Source organism: Paracoccus ravus (assembly GCF_004522175.1).
GTDB lineage: Bacteria > Pseudomonadota > Alphaproteobacteria > Rhodobacterales > Rhodobacteraceae > Paracoccus > Paracoccus ravus.
On record NZ_SDEB01000026.1, the window covers coordinates 36,676 to 54,010 of the forward strand.

16 protein-coding genes are annotated in these 17,335 nt (G+C 62.1%); 12 read left to right on the forward strand and 4 right to left on the reverse strand.

Going from position 1 to position 17,335, the window contains the following annotated elements; genetic code table 11:
• Window positions 1-121: 121 nt before the first annotated feature.
• The 3 genes from ESZ60_RS16935 to iscR all read right to left on the reverse strand — a co-directional run bounded on the left by ESZ60_RS16935 (window position 122) and on the right by iscR (window position 3,085).
• Window positions 122-1,345: a saccharopine dehydrogenase family protein gene (locus ESZ60_RS16935; protein ID WP_134681898.1), complete on the reverse strand. Its 1,224-nt coding sequence runs from the start codon at window positions 1,343-1,345 to the stop codon at window positions 122-124.
• A gap of 63 nt (window positions 1,346-1,408) precedes the next feature.
• Entirely contained in the window at window positions 1,409-2,515 is a 1,107-nt protein-coding gene (locus tag ESZ60_RS16940) for a carboxynorspermidine decarboxylase (protein ID WP_134681899.1), read from the reverse strand.
• A 111-nt stretch (window positions 2,516-2,626) separates the two neighbouring features.
• The gene (gene iscR / locus ESZ60_RS16945) at window positions 2,627-3,085 is read right to left on the reverse strand and encodes a Fe-S cluster assembly transcriptional regulator IscR (RefSeq protein ID WP_134681900.1); all 459 of its coding nucleotides are present in this window, start codon (window positions 3,083-3,085) and stop codon (window positions 2,627-2,629) included.
• Window positions 3,086-3,251: 166 nt separating this feature from the next.
• Here iscR and ESZ60_RS16950 point away from each other — a divergent pair, with 166 nt between their 5' ends.
• The 12 genes from ESZ60_RS16950 (at window position 3,252) to rpsI (ending at window position 16,765) form a co-directional block, all read left to right on the forward strand.
• A complete protein-coding gene (locus ESZ60_RS16950; protein ID WP_134681901.1) occupies window positions 3,252-3,911 on the forward strand; it encodes an alpha/beta hydrolase in 660 nt (219 codons plus the stop codon).
• 88 nt (window positions 3,912-3,999) lie between these two features.
• A complete protein-coding gene (locus tag ESZ60_RS16955) occupies window positions 4,000-5,124 on the forward strand; it encodes an HD domain-containing protein (RefSeq protein WP_134681902.1) in 1,125 nt (374 codons plus the stop codon).
• Window positions 5,117-5,725, forward strand: coding sequence for a hypothetical protein (locus tag ESZ60_RS16960; RefSeq protein ID WP_134681903.1), 609 nt, complete (start codon window positions 5,117-5,119; stop codon window positions 5,723-5,725). The genes ESZ60_RS16955 and ESZ60_RS16960 overlap by 8 nt, the downstream gene beginning before the upstream one ends.
• Window positions 5,726-5,829: 104 nt before the next feature.
• Window positions 5,830-7,044: an NADP-dependent isocitrate dehydrogenase gene (locus ESZ60_RS16965; RefSeq protein WP_134681904.1), complete on the forward strand. Its 1,215-nt coding sequence runs from the start codon at window positions 5,830-5,832 to the stop codon at window positions 7,042-7,044.
• A gap of 470 nt (window positions 7,045-7,514) precedes the next feature.
• Window positions 7,515-8,183 carry a phosphoribosylformylglycinamidine synthase subunit PurQ gene (purQ, locus tag ESZ60_RS16970; RefSeq protein ID WP_134681905.1) on the forward strand — a complete coding sequence of 223 codons (669 nt, stop codon included), beginning with the start codon at window positions 7,515-7,517 and terminating at the stop codon, window positions 8,181-8,183.
• 79 nt (window positions 8,184-8,262) lie between these two features.
• Window positions 8,263-10,056 (forward strand): sensor histidine kinase, encoded by a 1,794-nt coding sequence (locus ESZ60_RS16975; protein WP_134681906.1) that lies wholly within the window; start codon window positions 8,263-8,265, stop codon window positions 10,054-10,056.
• Window positions 10,057-10,076: 20 nt separating this feature from the next.
• On the forward strand, window positions 10,077-11,402 hold the full coding sequence (locus tag ESZ60_RS16980) for a sigma-54-dependent transcriptional regulator (RefSeq protein WP_134681907.1): 1,326 nt from the start codon (window positions 10,077-10,079) through the stop codon (window positions 11,400-11,402).
• Window positions 11,403-11,808: 406 nt separating this feature from the next.
• On the forward strand, window positions 11,809-14,373 hold the full coding sequence (locus ESZ60_RS16985) for an Rne/Rng family ribonuclease (protein ID WP_134681908.1): 2,565 nt from the start codon (window positions 11,809-11,811) through the stop codon (window positions 14,371-14,373).
• Between the two features lie 74 nt (window positions 14,374-14,447).
• Complete coding sequence (locus ESZ60_RS16990) at window positions 14,448-15,191, forward strand: cytochrome c biogenesis CcdA family protein (RefSeq protein WP_134681909.1); 744 nt, start codon at window positions 14,448-14,450, stop codon at window positions 15,189-15,191.
• Window positions 15,192-15,248: 57 nt separating this feature from the next.
• On the forward strand, window positions 15,249-15,674 hold the full coding sequence (locus ESZ60_RS16995) for a PaaI family thioesterase (RefSeq protein ID WP_134681910.1): 426 nt from the start codon (window positions 15,249-15,251) through the stop codon (window positions 15,672-15,674).
• Window positions 15,675-15,818: 144 nt separating this feature from the next.
• Window positions 15,819-16,283 carry a 50S ribosomal protein L13 gene (gene rplM, locus ESZ60_RS17000; protein ID WP_134681911.1) on the forward strand — a complete coding sequence of 155 codons (465 nt, stop codon included), beginning with the start codon at window positions 15,819-15,821 and terminating at the stop codon, window positions 16,281-16,283.
• Between the two features lie 2 nt (window positions 16,284-16,285).
• Window positions 16,286-16,765: a 30S ribosomal protein S9 gene (gene rpsI, locus ESZ60_RS17005; protein WP_134681912.1), complete on the forward strand. Its 480-nt coding sequence runs from the start codon at window positions 16,286-16,288 to the stop codon at window positions 16,763-16,765.
• Between the two features lie 271 nt (window positions 16,766-17,036).
• Here the strand turns inward: rpsI and ESZ60_RS21120 are convergent, their stop codons facing one another.
• Window positions 17,037-17,315, reverse strand: coding sequence for a hypothetical protein (locus ESZ60_RS21120; protein WP_209021340.1), 279 nt, complete (start codon window positions 17,313-17,315; stop codon window positions 17,037-17,039).
• Window positions 17,316-17,335 lie beyond the last annotated feature (20 nt).

Consider the following 17,335-nt stretch of genomic DNA (forward strand, 5'->3'; position numbering starts at 1 on the left):
AGGTCATCAGGTGGTGTCACGAGGCGCCTCGTATCGCTTCAGCAGGCCGCCAGAAAACGCTGGCCCCGCGGGCAAGTTCCTGTCCGCGGGGCCAAATTGGTCAAATCGGGGGCAGGAGCCCTCAGATCGGGTGGTCGCCCGTCGCGTCGATGACGCGGGTCGGCAGGCCGAGATCGCCCAGAAGCTCAAGGAAGGGCCGCGCCGGAAGATCCTCGACATTGGCCATCTTCTTCACGTCCCAGGTGCCGCGCGCGACGAGGATCGCCGCCGCGACCGGCGGCACGCCGGCAGTGTAGCTGATGCCCTGGCTGCCGACCTCTTCGAAGGCTTCCTTGTGATCGGCGACGTTGTAGATGAAGACCTCGCCCGGCTTGCCGTCCAGCGAGCCCTTGACCAGGTCGCCGATGCAGGTCTTGCCGACATAATCGGGCGCAAGGCTGGCCGGGTCGGGCAGCACGGCCTTGACCAGTTTCAGCGGCACGACCTCGAGGCCCTCGGCGGTCTTGACCGGCTGCTCGCTGAGCAGGCCGAGGTTCTGCAGCACGGTGAAAACATTGATGTAATGCGCGCCGAAGCCCATCCAGAAGCGGACATCGGCATCCTTGTAGCGGGCGGAAAGGCTGTGGACCTCGTCATGGCCGGACAGGTAGGCGGTCTGCTTGCCGACGACGGGCAGGTCCCATTCGCGGCCCACCTCGAACATCTTGTTTTCCTGCCACGCGCCCTTCTGCCAAGAATAGACCGTGCCGGTGAATTCGCGGAAATTGATCTCGGGATCGAAATTCGTCGCGAACCAGCGGCCATGGCTGCCGGCATTGATGTCGACGATGTCGATCGACTCGACCTTGTCGAAATACTCGTCCTCGGCGAGGCGGGCATAGGCGTTCACCACGCCCGGATCGAAGCCCGCGCCCAGGATGGCGGTGACGCCGGCGGCCTCGCAGGCCTCGCGGCGCTTCCACTCGTAATTGCCGTACCACGGCGGGGTCTCGCAGATCTTGGCCGGGTCCTCGTGGATTGCGGTGTCGATATAGGCCGCGCCGGTGTCGATGCAGCCCTGCAGCACGGTCATGTTCACGAAGGCCGAGCCGACGTTGACGACGATGCTGGCGTCGACCTTGCGGATCAGTTCGGCCACGGCATTGCTGTCCATGGCGTCGAGCGGATGCGAGGTGAATTCGACCGAATGGCCTTTCTCACGAATGCTCTCGATGATCTTGTCGGCCTTGGCGACGGTGCGGCTGGCGATATGCAGCGCACCGAATTCCTGAGCATTCTGCGCAATCTTGTGCGCGACCACCTGGGCGACGCCACCGGCGCCGATAATGAGCACGTTTCTTGCCAATTCAGTCTCCTTTTGAGGGCAAAGAAAGGGGGGAGGACCTCGCTTTCGCCTGAGCGTCAGGACTCAGGACAGGCTGGATTTATAGTCGTCATAGGTAAACCGGCGGGTTTCGCGGATCGTTCCGTCCTCGGCCTTGATGGCGATCGAGGGCATGGCCACGCCATTGAACCAGTTCTTCTTGACCATGGTGTAGCCGGCCGCGTCCGCGATGCTGATGCGGTCGCCGATCTGCAGCGGCGCCGGAAAGCGGCCTTCGCCGAAGATGTCGCCTGCAAGACAGGTCTTGCCCGCGATCTGGTAGAGGTGATCGCCCTCCTGCGGCAGCTTCGCGGTTTCACGATAGATCAGCAGGTCCAGCATATGCGCCTCGATCGAGCTGTCCACGATCGCGACATCCTTGCCGTGATGGATGACATCAAGGACGGTCACTTCCAGCGAGGTGGATTTGGTGATGCTGGCTTCGCCCGGTTCAAGGAAAAGCTGGACGCCGAATTTCTGCTGGAAGGCTTTCAGCCGCACGGCGAGCTTGTCCAGCGGATAGCCCTCGCCGGTGAAATGGATGCCGCCGCCCAAGCTGACCCAGTCGAGCTTTTCGAGGAAGCCGCCGAACTCGGCCTCGATGCGCGAAAGCTGCGCGTCGAAAAGGTCGAAATCGGCGTTCTCGCAATTGTAATGGATCATCACGCCCGAGATGCGGTCAAGCGCGCTTTCCAGCCGCGGCAGGTCCCATTCGCCCAGACGCGAGAAGGGCCGGGCCGGGTCGGCCAGATCGAATCCGCTGGTCGAGAAGCGCGGGTTCAGGCGCAGGCCCATGGTGATGCCGCGCGCGGCCGCCTTGGCGCCGAAGCGATCGAGCTGGCCCAGGCTGTTGAAGATGATCTTGTCGGAATATCCCAGCGCCTCGTCGATCTCGTGATCAGCCCAGCCGACGGAATAGGCATGGGTTTCCTTGCCGAATTCCTCATGGCCGAGACGCAGCTCGAAGAGCGAGGACGAGGTCGTGCCATCCATGAAAGGGCGCATGAAATCAAAGGCCGACCAGGTGGCGAAGCATTTCAGCGCCAAGAGGCATTTCGCGCCGGACTGCTCACGAAGATACTGGATGCGTTCCATGTTGACCCGCAATTTGGCGAGGTCGATCAGGTAATAGGGCGTCTGAAGCTCGGACATGGCACAAATCCCTTATGGCGAGACCCGGTCGAAGGAAGTGGCCCATTTAGGGCCGTTCTCTCGGTTTCGCAAGGAAGGGTGACCAGTCTGTGACGCGTCGGCGTCCCAAGGTCACTCGTCGACGATCGAAAGGATCTTGGGCAGGGCGGGGCAGGGCAGAAGCTGGTTTTTCGCAACATCGGCCAGAGTGTGGTTGTGCAGAAAGACATAGACATGCGCCGAAAGGCTTTCCCAGAGCCGGTTCGACAGAGTCTGCGCCCGCGAGCCCGAAATGCCGCCCGAGGCACCCGCACCGATATGCATGGCGCTGACCGTTTCATCCACGGCTTCGAGAATATCTGCCACGCGGATCAACTCGGGGGCCTTGGCAAGGCGATAGCCGCCGCCGGGTCCGCGCACGGAATCGACCAGCCCGGCCCGGCGCAGCCTCACGAAAAGCTGTTCCAGATAGGGCAGCGAGATATCCTGTCGCCGCGAAATCTCGGCCAGAGAGGTCAGGTCATCCCCCTTGGCAATCGCCAGATCGGTCAAGGCGACCATCGCGTAGCGGCCTTTGGTCGAGAGTTTCATCTTGGCCTCCTCTGCCATTCCATTGACGCCTTGCAACCTTTCGGGCTAATCCGCGGCGGTCGTCTTTGTTTGCGTCTTGCCTATGTCTGGTGCGCTACCCAGATTGACGATGATCTAGAGCCGCGCCGCCACAGGGTCAAGAAAACCCGCGATTCATAGGAAGCCCATGCCCGAACTGATTTTCCCCGGTCCCGAAGGTCGTCTCGAGGGGCGCTATCACGCACAGCCCATTCCCGACGCCCCCATCGCTATCGTTCTGCACCCGCATCCGCAATATGGCGGAACGATGAACAACCGGGTCGTCTATAACCTTCACTACGCCTTCCACCGCATGGGCTTCACCGTCATGCGGTTCAACTTCCGCGGCGTCGGCCGCAGCCAAGGCGAGTTCGATCAGGGTATCGGCGAATTGTCGGATGCCGCCTCGGCGCTGGATTATCTGCAGGCGATGAACCCCAACAGCAAGCATTGCTGGGTCGCGGGCTTCAGCTTCGGCGCGTGGATCGGGATGCAGCTTCTGATGCGCCGCCCCGAGATCACCGGCTTCATCTCGGTCGCGCCGCCCGCGAACATGTATGATTTCAGCTTCCTCGCGCCTTGCCCGTCCTCGGGGCTGATCATCAACGGTTCCGCCGACCGCGTGGCACCGCCGAAAGACACCAATACGCTGGTGGGCAAGCTGCGCGAGCAGAAGGGCATCACCATCACCCATGAGGAAATCGAGGGGGCGGATCACTTCTTCCGCGACGACGAGGTCCACATGAAGCCGATGATCGACAAGGTGCAGACCTATGTCCGTCGCCGCCTGACGGAAAACACCCGCTGACCCTGACGCCCCGGCAAGCCGGGGCGTTTTTCTTTGCGGCGGACTGCACTTCGCGCTAGGACACGCGCGGAATGCAAAGGAGCCGCGCATGAGCGATCTGACCGTCCGTTTCAGCTTTCTCAACGAGGCAGACCGGCTGAAATCCGTCACCCGCGCGAATGTGCTCATGGATCTTTCGCGTCATGAGAACAGCGCCGAACATAGCTGGCATGTCGCGCTCTACGCCCTGATCTTTGGCGCAAGCGACCGCGCCATCGCGATGATCCTGCTTCATGATCTGGTCGAGATCGATTGCGGCGACCATCCGATCCATCTTGACCATGACTTGGCGGCGGTCGCCGCCGCCGAGCTTTCGGCTGCACGCAGGCTGTTCGGGATCCTGCCCGAAGGCGCGGATCTGCTTGCGCTCTGGCAGGAATTCGAGGCCGCCCAGACACCGGACGCCAAAATTGCCAAGCGCATGGATCATATCCAGCCGCTGTTTCAGGTTCTCTGCGCGCCCGAGCCCTTGCCCGAGCATCTGGCGATCGTCGCCGATAACATGACCACCGGCCGCGCCGCGCGGCTGTGGCAGGAATGGCCCGAGGCGATGCAGGCCGCGCAAGCCATTCGCGAGGGCCGTCCGGTCAGCGGCGATATGGCGGGCCAAATCGCCTTTCTGGCCGAGGCCGACCGGCTGAAATCGGTGCTGCGCGCCAGCACTTTGGGCGATGCCTCGCGCCGCGAGAACAGCGCCGAGCATAGCTGGCATCTGGCGCTTTACGCGCTGGTCATGGCCCCCTTGGCGGGCGAGGGCGTCGATATCGGGCGCGTCATCCGCATGCTGATCCTGCATGATCTGGTCGAGATCGACGCGGGAGATGTCCCGATCCATTCTCAAAACGGTGCGGCCCATAGTGCGGCCGCGCAATTGGCGCTTGAGGAGGCCGCCGCAGATCGGCTGTTCGGTCTGCTTCCCGTGGAACAGGGCCGCGAACTGCGCGCACTATGGGATGAGTTCGAGGCCAATCAGTCTGCCGACGCGGTCTTTGCCAAATCGCTCGACCGCGCACAACCGGTGATGCAGAACATCGCCTCGGGCGGAGGAAGCTGGATCGAGTTCAACGTGACCTATGAGCAGCTTGTCGAGCGCGTCGGGCTGCGCATCCAGCGCGGTGCGCCCGCGATCTGGGAATGGCTCGAGATCAGCTCGCGGGTCTATTTCCGTGGTTAATGGGGTTTGGTACGAAACAGACACCCCATCGGATGTTCTCGACAGTCTTGTCGAGACAGCGCGGCAACTAGATCGTGTCAAAGGCGACGTCGCGGCGTGGAAATGGGCGATCCTGTCCATGTTCGGCGCTGTGAGCGGTGCTTTGGTCTGTCACCTGTCTGGCAGTACGCAGACCGGAGCCCTTGCAACTAGGTCGCAAACAAAAACTCTTGCGGCACTTGAAGTACGCGATGGTTCTGCGGTCATCCCTGACCCGTATTTGGCATCGCCACTGGACCTCCTGCGTCGCTCGCTTTCAAGGCGCAATCGGGAATCCCCGGCTGTGCGCATCTGTGTAAGCTTCCGGAAGCGCACTGCGTTCAAGCGGTTGCTCGTATTCCGAAACGATTTCACACATTTCAAGCCGCAGTCATGGAGCATAGAGTGCAGTGGGCTGCCAACTATCTTCCAAGACGTTGGCGCGATCATCTGTCAGATTTCCCAAGACGGCTGGTCGTTCAGGCATATGACCGATGCCCAGCGAAAAGAACTGGCGGCTGTGCTGGTTGAGATCGAAGCGCGCCTAAACGATCTTGCCGATCAATACGCGAAGTTATCTTAAATACGTGCCGGCGCGAACGGTATGCAATCGCATACAACTCTTTTCTTTGCTGTGGTTTGCGACTATAGCGCAGGCAGCCGCATCCTAACTCAAAGGGACCACCCATGTCGAAGATCAAGGTAGAGAACCCGCTCGTCGAACTCGACGGCGATGAGATGACCCGGATCATCTGGGACTTCATCAAGCAAAAGCTGATCCTGCCCTATCTGGACATCGACCTGAAATATTACGATCTTGGCATCGAAGAGCGTGACCGCACTGACGATCAGATCACCATCGACGCCGCCAATGCCATCAAGCAATACGGCGCCGGCGTGAAATGCGCGACCATCACCCCCGACGAGCAGCGCGTCGAGGAATTCGGCCTCAAGAAGATGTGGAAATCGCCGAACGGCACGATCCGCAACATCCTGGGCGGCGTGATCTTCCGCGAGCCGATCATCTGCAAGAACGTGCCGCGTCTGGTCCCGCATTGGACCCAGCCGGTCATCGTCGGCCGCCATGCGTTCGGCGACCAGTACAAGGCCACTGATTTCCGCTTCCCGGGCAAGGGTAAGCTGACGATCAAATTCGTCGGCGAAGATGGCGAGACCATCGAACACGAAGTCTTCCAGGCACCGTCCTCGGGCGTTGCGATGGCGATGTACAACCTTGACGACTCGATCCGCGATTTCGCCCGCGCCTCGATGAACTACGGTCTGCAGCGCGGCTATCCGGTGTACCTCTCGACCAAGAACACCATCCTGAAAGCCTATGACGGCCGCTTCAAGGATCTCTTCCAAGAGGTCTATGAGAGCGAGTTCGAAGAGCAGTTCAAGAAGGCCGGCATCCATTACGAGCACCGCCTGATCGACGACATGGTGGCCTCGAGCCTGAAATGGTCGGGCGGCTATGTCTGGGCCTGCAAGAACTACGATGGCGACGTGCAGTCGGATACCGTCGCGCAGGGCTTCGGCTCGCTCGGGCTGATGACCTCGGTCCTGATGACGCCCGATGGCAAGACCGTCGAGGCCGAGGCGGCGCACGGCACCGTGACGCGCCACTACCGCGAGCACCAGAAGGGCAACCAGACCTCGACCAACTCGATCGCCTCGATCTTTGCCTGGACCGGCGGCCTGAAGCATCGCGCGAAGCTGGACAACAACGCCGCCCTGCTGAACTTTGCCCAGACGCTGGAAAAGGTCACCGTGCAGGCCGTGGAAGACGGCTACATGACCAAGGACCTCGCGCTGCTGGTCGGACCGGACCAGAAATGGCTGACCACGATGGGCTATCTGGAAAAGGTCGACGCGTATCTGAACAAGGCGCTGGTCGGCTGATCGCCCGACAGATTTGGGAAGGGCCGGGGGAAACTCCGGCCCTTTCTGATTCTCTCAACCTGAGTTCTTTGGGCCTCTCAGAATCTGCTGAGTAGCGCCAAAACGAAAACCAAGAGAACCAGACCCGCACCCGCCAGTGCGGGCCAAAGGGCCGCACGCAGGGGCCCGATCTCGGCCTCGCGTTTGTATCGCTCGGCCTCGATTTTATGGGCTTGAGCCCGGAGAAGGCGCGTTTCCCGCTCGAGCCTGCGTATCTCTGCGGCGACGCGTTCATCCTCGGTTGAGTCCTGCATCGTGGTCCACCGCTGGGGAAATCTGACTCTCGCAAAGATAATAACACCAATCTCGCGGTCAATTTGGCGATTTGTATCGCAAGATGGCGCGTGTCTTGCGGGATGCTGACATTCTCGACTTAACAGTTCGGGCGCAGTGCAGTATGGGACGCCCAGCAAAACCCCGGAGTGCCTGCCATGAAAGCTGCCGTCATCACCTTCCCCGGTTCGAATTGCGACCGCGATCTTGCCGTCGCCCTGACGCAGGCAGGGGCGGAGGTGACGCGGGTCTGGCACAAGGACACGGCGCTGCCCGAGGGCACCGATCTGGTCGCTGTGCCGGGTGGCTTCTCGTTCGGCGATTACCTGCGCTGCGGCGCGATCGCGGCCCATTCTCCCATCGCCAATGCCGTGCGCGACCATGCCACCAAGGGCGGTTTTGTCCTGGGCATCTGCAACGGGTTCCAGGTCCTGACCGAGTTGAACCTGCTGCCGGGCGCGCTCATGCGCAATTCGGGCCTGACATTCCTGTGCCGCGAGGTCGAGTTGAACGTGGCCACCGCGAACAGCCCCTTTACCCGGGCCTATCGCCAAAACGAGACCATCCGCGTGCCGGTTGCCCATCACGATGGCAATTACCAGATCGACGCCGAGGGGCTGGCGCGGCTGAAGGATCAGGACCGCATCGCTTTCACCTATGCGCCTGGCATCAACGGCTCGATCGAGGATATTGCGGGCGTGCTTTCGGAAAACCGTCGCGTGCTGGGCATGATGCCCCATCCCGAACGCGCGGCCGAAGCGGCGCATGGCGGCACCGATGGCGCGCGCCTGTTTTCCTCGCTCGTGCAGGATCTTGTCTCGGCCTGAGTCAAAGGCCCGACTTGAGCGCGGGGCAATGACGCACTAGATTGTCTTGTCCCCCGAAGCCGGGGCGAGCCGGAGGTGCATGAAGCAGGACGATCCATTGGCCGGGCAGCCGGCAGGCGGAAGGGCAGCAAGCCACCGCTGGGGCATGCGCGGCGCGCTCGTCGCGCTGCTGCTTCTGGCCGTCGGGACGATTTGGCTGACCAATAACTGGCTGACCGCGCGTTTCTCGGAAACGACAAGGGTTCGGACGGAACTGCGTTCGGCGCTTTATACGGGAAACCTGCTTTCGGAATTGCAGCGCACTTCGGTCGTTCCGCAGCTTCTGGCGCGGGACCCGGCCTTGATCTCGGCGCTGGTCGATAATGATTTCTCGGGCACCTCGGCCCGGCTGATCTCGGCCCAGAAAGAGATCGGCGCGGCCTCGATCCGGCTTCTGGATGCCTCGGGGCGGACGGTCGGCTCGACCGAACGCAATCTCATCGGCACGAATTACGTGCAGGAGCCCTTTTATGTGGAATCCCTGCGCTCGAAGGACACGGTCTTTACCGTCTCGCCCTCGTCCCAAGGGGGCTTTGAATTCGCCTATTCCCGTGCCGTGGTCTCCGAGGGGCGCACGCTGGGCGTGGTTGTGGTGGGTGCTGATCTGACCCGGCTGGTGCGCTCTTGGGCGGGAATTTCCGATGCCATCGCGGTGACGGACAGTTCGGGGCAGATCATCCTTTCGACCGAGCCGCGCTGGCGCGGGCTGACGCTGCCCGAGGCGCTGGCGGTGCGATCCGCTCCCTCGGCCATCGCACGCGCCTTTCAGGTGACGGCGGACTGGACCTCTCATCCGGTCGATGCCTATGTGCAGGGAAAGGCAGTGATGCAGGCCGAGACCCGCATCCCGTTCCGCGGCTGGAAGATGATCGCCTTCACGACCTATGAGTCGGTCCGCGAGCGGGTCAATGCGGTTCTTGCCATGGTCATCATGGGCTTTGCCATCATGCTGGCGGCGGCCTTTTATCTGCTGTCGCGCCGGGCGCGGGTCGAATCCGCAGCCTATATGCGGGAATCGGCGGATCTGCGGGCGCTGAACCTGCGGCTGACGCGCGAAATCGCCGAGCGCGAGCGGGTGCAGAAGGAATTGCGCGTGGCCGAGCAGACCGTGCAGCAGTCCAGCAAGCTGGCCGCGCTGGGTGAGATGTCGGCGGGCGTGAGCCATGAGTTGAACCAGCCGCTTGCCGCGATGAAAACCTATCTCGCCGGGGCGCGGCTGCTGTTGCAGCGCGGCCGCGCAGAAGAGGCGCTGTCCAGCTTCCAGCGTATCGACGATCTCGTCGAGCGGATGGGGGCGATCACCCGGCAATTGAAATCCTATGCCCGAAAGGGCGGCGAGGCCTTTGAACCGGTGGATCTGCGCGCCGCGTTGTCAAGCGCGCTGGTGATGATGGAGCCACAGTTGCGCAACCGCACGATCCGATTGCAGCGCAATATCCCGCGCTATCCGGTCATGGTCTATTGCGACCGCATCCGGCTGGAACAGGTGATCATCAACCTGCTCAGGAACGCGATCGACGCGATCAAGGCGGTCCGCGACCCCGTGATCGAGATCACCGTCAGTTCGGGCTCTCACGCATTCTTGTCCGTCAAGGACAATGGTCCGGGCGTTTCCGATCTGGAAAAACTCTTCGAACCCTTCTTTACAACGAAGAAACCCGGCGAGGGGACAGGGCTGGGCCTTGCCATCTCGTCCGGTATCGCGTCGGATTTCGGCGGCCGGCTGACCGCCCATAACGCCGAAGGCGAAAACGGGCGTGGTGCCGTATTCGAACTTGAGCTTCCGCTGCACGATCCGGGACGCAAGCCCGGGGTCCAGCTTGCGGCGGAATGAATATGGAAAGGTAAGCGCGCATGAGCCGCACGATGAAGATAGCCGTTGTCGATGACGAACCCGACATGCGCGAGTCGATCCGGCAATGGCTGGCGCTTTCGGGCTTCGACACCGAGACGTTCGCCAGCGCCGATGACGCGCTGAAGGTCATCAACTCGGATTGGCCGGGGGTGATCATCTCGGATATCCGGATGCCTGGGATGGACGGGATGGCCTTTCTCAAGCGGCTGATGGGCATCGATTCGGGCCTGCCGGTCATTATGATCACCGGCCATGGCGACGTGCCGATGGCGGTCGAGGCCATGCGCATCGGCGCGATGGACTTCATGGAAAAGCCCTTCAACCCGGAGCGTCTGACCGAGCTGGTCAAAAAGGCCGGGCAGGCGCGGCGCATGACCTTGGACAACCGCGCCCTGCGCCGTGACCTGTCGGAAGGCCAGCAGGTCATGTCCAAACTGATCGGCGCAAGCCCGGTCATGGACCGGCTGCGCGAGGATATCCTTGATCTGGGCCAAGCCGATGGCCATGTGCTGATCGACGGCGAGACGGGGACCGGCAAGACGCTGGTCGCCCATGCCTTGCATGCGGTGGGGCCGCGTGCGACGCGCAAATTCGTGCCGATCTCTTGCGCCGCCTATAATGACGAAGTTCTGGCTGGCAAGCTCTTTGGCCCGGTCGAGAACGGCCTTCCCGCCGTCGAAGAGGCGCGCGGCGGCACGCTTTGCCTCGAGGATATCGAGGCGCTCTCGGACCCGCTGCAGGCGCGCCTTCTGGCCTTCATCGCCGAGCAGGGCATCCCCGCCGAGACCCGCATCATCGCGATTTCGAACGCCCGCGCCGAAGGCCGCAAGGCCGAGGATTCGCTGCGCCCTGACCTGTTCTACCGCCTCTCGGCGCTGAAGATCACCCTGCCGCCGCTGCGTGCGCGGGGCGAGGATATCCTGTCGCTGTTCACCCGCATGACCGAGCAGTTTTCCGAGGAATATGGCTGCGAGCCGCCGCAGGTCACCGCCCAGGAGGCGGCGCAGCTCTTGCAGGCGCCCTGGCCGGGCAATGTGCGCCAGTTGATCAACGTGGCCGAGCGCGCGGTCTTGCAAAATCGCCGCGGCTCGGGCTCGATCGCCTCGCTGCTGATGGCGGATGGCGAGGATACCCGCGAGGCCACGACAACCGAAGGCAAGCCGCTCAAGGAATATGTCGAAAGCTTCGAGAAGATGCTCATCGACAACACCATGCGCCGCCACAAGGGCAGCATTGCCGCCGTCATGGACGAGCTTTGCCTGCCCCGCAGGACGTTGAACGAGAAGATGGCGAAATATGGGCTGAGCCGGGGTGATTACCTCTAAGGTTCAAAAACCCATTGTAACGGCGCGGCCTTCCCCGTTATCTTGCCCATAAGGGGTGGTTGTCGCAACGATCGGTTGTTTGCCCCTGCCAGTTTCGCAGCGCGTCTGCCAGCCGCGACAGCAATTCGGTTGCCGGTGGCGCAACGCGCGGAAAATCGCGCCCATGCCCCAAACGGGGCCTCTGGGCATCCGTGATCGCCGCCCGGACCAGATTTGGGGACGGGCCAAGAAAGGTAAACAGACGCGATGGATCGCGCTGAGCAGCTTGATCGGAAACGGCTCGGGGGACTTAGCCCCGACGCCGCGATTGCTGCTGTCTGCGTGGCGCATCGCGTTCTCTCATTGCACGGCCTCCCGCCTGCGCCCCCTTTGCGCGCGGGCCTGAGGCCGTCCGAAAGTCGGAAACATGTCAAAGAAAATGCTGATCGACGCCACGCATGCCGAGGAAACTCGGGTTGTCGTGGTGGATGGAACCAAGGTCGAGGAGTTTGACTTCGAGACCGTCAACAAGCGGCAGCTTGCGGGCAACATCTATCTGGCCAAGGTGACGCGGGTCGAGCCCTCGCTGCAGGCCGCCTTTGTGGATTACGGCGGAAACCGCCACGGCTTCCTCGCCTTTGCCGAGATCCACCCGGATTACTACCAGATCCCCGCCGCGGATCGTAAGGCGCTTTTGGAAGAAGAACGCCAAGCCGCCGCCGCCGAAAGCGACGAGGCCGACAGGCCCAAGCGCAACTCGTCGCGGTCGCGCAAATCGGCGAAACCCGCTGCGGCAGATGCGGGCGATGTCGTCGTTTCGGAAGACATTGCCGGGATGGCCCTTGTCGATCCCTCCGAGGGCGAGGGGGAATCCGCTGCCCTGATCGAGCCTGCACGCGCCGATGCGGCTCGCCCGGCCGAGGACGAGACGGAAGAGATCCAAGAGGATGACGCGATCGAGTCGGTCGCCGAAGAGGATGTCGCCGAAGAAATCGCGCCGCCGAAGAAATCGCGTCCGCGCCGCTACAAGATTCAGGAAGTGATCAAGGTCCGGCAGATCATGCTGGTTCAGGTCGTCAAGGAAGAGCGCGGCAACAAGGGCGCGGCGCTGACCACCTACCTGTCGCTTGCCGGTCGTTACTGCGTTCTGATGCCGAACACCGCGCGCGGTGGCGGCATCTCGCGCAAGATCACCAATGCCGCGGATCGCAAGAAGCTCAAGGAAATCGCCGCCGAGTTGGAGGTTCCGGAAGGCGCTGGCCTGATCATCCGCACCGCCGGCAGCCAGCGCACCCGCACCGAGATCCGCCGCGACTACGAATATCTGATGCGCCTCTGGGAGCAGATCCGCGAGTTGACCTTCAAGTCGATCGCGCCCGCGCCGGTCTATGAGGAAGGCGATCTGATCAAGCGGACGATCCGCGACATCTATTCGAAGGAAATCGACGAGGTTCTCGTCGAGGGCGATCGCGGCTACCGCACCGCCAAGGACTTCATGAAGATGATCATGCCGTCCCATTCGAAGAACGTGAAGCATTATACCGACGCGATGCCGCTCTATGCGCGCTACCAGGTGGAAAGCTATCTCGCGGGCATGTTCAACCCGGTCGTCCAGCTGAAATCGGGCGGCTACATCGTCATCGGTGTCACCGAGGCGCTGGTCGCCATCGACGTGAACTCGGGCCGGGCCACCAAGGAAGGCTCGATCGAGGACACCGCGCTCAAGACCAACCTTGAAGCCGCCGAAGAGATCGCCCGCCAACTGCGCCTGCGCGACTTGGCCGGTCTGATCGTCATCGACTTCATCGACATGGAAGAGCGCAAGAACAACGCCGCCGTCGAGAAGCGCTTCAAGGACAAGCTCAAGACCGACCGCGCCCGCATTCAGGTTGGCCGCATCTCGGGCTTTGGCCTGATGGAGATGTCGCGCCAGCGCCTGCGTCCGGGCATGCTCGAATCGACCACGCAGCCCTGCGCGCATTGCCACGGCACCGGGTTGATCCGCTCGGATGACAGCCTCGCGCTGACCATCCTGCGCGCCATCGAGGAAGAGGGCACCCGCAAGCGTTCCCGCGAAGTGCTGGTCAAGGCTCCGATCGCCGTCGCCAACTTCCTGATGAACGCCAAGCGCGAGCATATCGCCAATATCGAGGCGCGCTACGGCATGTCCGTGCGTGTCGAGGCTGATCCCACACTGATCTCGCCCGATTATGCGATCGAGAAGTTCAAGACCGCGACGCGCAATGTCCCGGAAGTCGTGACCCCGGTGGTTTCGGTCGATGCCAGCCTGATGGCACAGATCGACGATGAGGATCTGCTCGAAGACGAGATCGAAGAGGACGCTGCCGAAGAGGAAGCGACCGCAACCGAGGCGCAATCCGAGAGCCAATCGGAAACCCGTGCGGAAGCCGGGGCCGAGAATGGCGAGGGTTCCAGCAAGTCGCGCCGTCGTCGTCGCCGTCGCCGTCGGGGCAGCAAGCCCGGCGAAGAAAACGGCAATGGCGCAGAGGGCAAGCCCGACGAGGATCAGGGCGCGGACGACGACGCGGATGAGGGTGATGAGCCTGCCGCTGAGCCGGTCGCGGAAGTCGTGCTGGCCGAGATCGTCGAGACGGTCGAAGCCGCTGCCGAAGAGGTGAAGCCGAAATCGAGCCGTTCGCGTTCGCGCAGCCGCAAAAGCGCGGCTCCGGTCGAGGCTCCGGCTGAGACGATTGAAGCTATTGCCGAAACCGTTGAAGCGCCTGCCGAGGTTGCGGAAGTTCCCGCGCCGGTCGCTGAGGTTGCAGCACCTGCCGTAATCGAGACGCCTCTCGCGCCCGAGCCGGAAGCACCTGCCGCTGAAGCCCGGCCGGAGGTCGAGGTGACCGAAACGGTCGCTGTCGCCGCGGAAGTCGAGCCCGCACCTGAGCCCGTGGCGCAGCCCGAACCCGCGCTGACTGCCGAGGATGAATCTCAGCGTCCGAAACGTCGCGGCTGGTGGTCGCAAGGCTGACATTTCGCCACATGACACAAGTTTGAGAGGCGCGGGACTTTCCCGCGCCTTTCTCATGACGCAATCTGCCGCCCATGTTGGGAATCGAACTTGCAGATGCCGCCTTCCTGCCCGCCGCGCTGGTCGCGTTGCTGGCGGGTTTCCTGTCCTTTCTGTCGCCTTGCGTGCTGCCGATCGTGCCGCCCTATCTGGCCTATATGACCGGCGTGGGCGTCGGCGGGCTGAAATCCGGCGAGCGCAGCGCCGTCTTGCCTGCGCTGTTCTTCGTGCTGGGCCTGTCCACGGTGTTCCTGCTGATGGGTATGGCGGCCTCGGCCTTTGGGCGGATGTTTCTGCAATGGCAGGATTTGCTGTCGCGCGGGGCAGGGGCGGTGGTCATCATCCTTGGCCTGCATTTCCTGCATGTGATCCGCATACCGATCCTCGATACCGAGGCGCGCCTTGAAACTGGCGACCGTGGTGGCAGCACCTTCGGGGCCTATATCCTTGGCCTCGCCTTCGCCTTCGGCTGGACGCCCTGCATCGGGCCGCAGCTCGGGATGATCCTGTCGCTCGCGGCCACGGGGGGCGAGGCGGGCAGGGGGGCTTCGCTGCTGGCGATCTATGCGCTGGGTCTGGGGATACCCTTCCTGCTCTCGGCGATCTTCATCAACCGCGCCATCGGGCTGATGAACCGCATCAAGCCGCATCTGAAATTGATCGAGCGCATCATGGGCGTGCTCTTGGTCATAGTGGGCATGGCGCTGCTGACCGGTGCCTTCCCGGCCTTCGCCTATTGGCTGCTCGAAACCTTCCCTTGGCTTGCCACGCTGGGTTAGGTCTTGCCCTGACCCGGCATCCCCGGCCAGTCTGCCGCAAAACCAAAGGGGGGCAGCATGGCATTGGCAATGAGCGTGGCGCAGTCGAACGCGTTTCTGGACCGGGAATTCCCGCAGATCGCCGGGCAGGTCCGGGTCGAGACCTCGGACGAGGAGCGCCTCATCGCGCGGTTGATCGTCGGCGAGGCGCATTTGCGCCCCGGCGGCACGATCAGCGGACCCGCCATGTTTGCCCTTGCCGATGTCGCGATCTATCTCGCGATCCTCGCGCGGATCGGCGAGGTGGCGCTGGCGGTGACGACGAATGCCTCGGTCGATTTCATGCGCAAGCCCGAGGCGGGGCGCGATCTGATCGCCGAATGCCGCCTTCTGAAGCTTGGCCGGGTGCTCGCGGTGGGAGAGGTGATGATCCGCTCGGAAGGGGTCGAGGGAATCGTTGCGCGCTGCTCGATGACCTATTCGATTCCGCCAAAAGCGCCGTGAAATCGATACTTATTTGACGGTAAATTGATACCTATTTTATATCGCATTGTTTTTGAATGATTAATTCGCGCTTGCGACACTTGATTCAAAAACCGGTTTCGCCGATATACCCACAACTCGAATTACACCCCCAAAGGGACGACCATGAAAACCTATACCGCGAAACCGGCGGAGATCGAGAAGAAGTGGATCCTGATCGACGCTGAAGGCGTTGTTCTGGGCCGCCTTGCAACGATCGTTGCCATGCGCCTGCGTGGCAAGCACAAGCCGACCTTCACCCCCCACATGGACATGGGCGACAACGTCATCATCATCAACGCCGACAAGGTGCAGATGACTGGCGACAAGCGCGATGCCAAGAAATACTACTGGCACACCGGCCACCCGGGCGGCATCAAGCACCGCACCGCACGCCAGATCCTGGAAGGCGCTCACCCCGAGCGCGTCGTGACCAAGGCCGTTGAGCGCATGATCTCGCGCAACAAACTGGGCAAGCAGCAGATGACCAATCTGCGCGTCTATGCCGGTGCCGAGCACCCGCATGAAGCTCAGCAGCCCGAAGTTCTGGATGTCAAATCCATGAACGCCAAGAATACCCGGAGCGCATGATCATGGTCGAAGACATCAAAACCCTGGACGACCTGAAATCGGTCACCACCGGCGCTGTTGCCGAGGCCCCCATCCGTGAAGCTCAGCGCGATGCGCTGGGTCGCGCCTATGCCACCGGCAAGCGTAAAGACGCTGTCGCCCGCGTTTGGGTGAAACCGGGTTCGGGCAAAGTCGTGGTGAACGGCAAGGACATGGCTGCTTACTTCGCACGCCCGGTTCTGCAAATGATCCTGCGCCAGCCCTTCGAGGTTGCCGGCGTTGACGGTCAATACGACGTTTACGCGACCGTGACCGGTGGCGGTCTTTCGGGTCAAGCCGGTGCGGTCAAGCACGGCATCTCGAAAGCTCTGCAACTGCACGAGCCGTCGCTGCGCGCCGCTCTGAAAGCCGCTGGCTTCCTGACCCGCGACTCGCGCGTCGTCGAGCGTAAGAAATACGGCAAGGCGAAAGCCCGTCGCTCGTTCCAGTTCTCGAAGCGCTAATCTGCTCTTCATTGGAATACGGAAAACGCGGTCCCTCGGGGCCGCGTTTGTCATTTCCAGGTCCTGAAACGGCCCCGATCTGCCCCCGCGCTGCATAGAGATCGCGCATATACGGGTGGGCGCGATGCGCGCGTGAGAAATCCTTGGGGATAATTTGGCTTTTGCGTCAGGTATTTGTGGGTGCGCTACTGCGTTCTGCTGGCACAGATAGCAAAGCGCGAATTATCTGCCCGAATCTACGACATAAAAATGACAGTAAATCAGTAGCTTGTCATTTTTCTTCGATCGACGTGCATTTTTCGTCTTGCGCCTTCTGGAGCTGCGGCCTAAATACCGCCTCACCGAAACGGCGAGACGCTGAGACGGGACGGAACGAGGCGCTGGGAACGGCGGTTGGTTCTGGGAAAATCGGGAAGTCTGATGGCTTGCACGGCGCCACGAAGGAAATGGCGCGGTTCAGGTTGTTTTGTTTCCCCTGCTTTTTGACATTGCGAGATATCTGAAGAGATATGCGGGCGGTCTGATCGTTATACGATTGAGAAGTTTGCATATCGGCTCTCTAGGGAAACC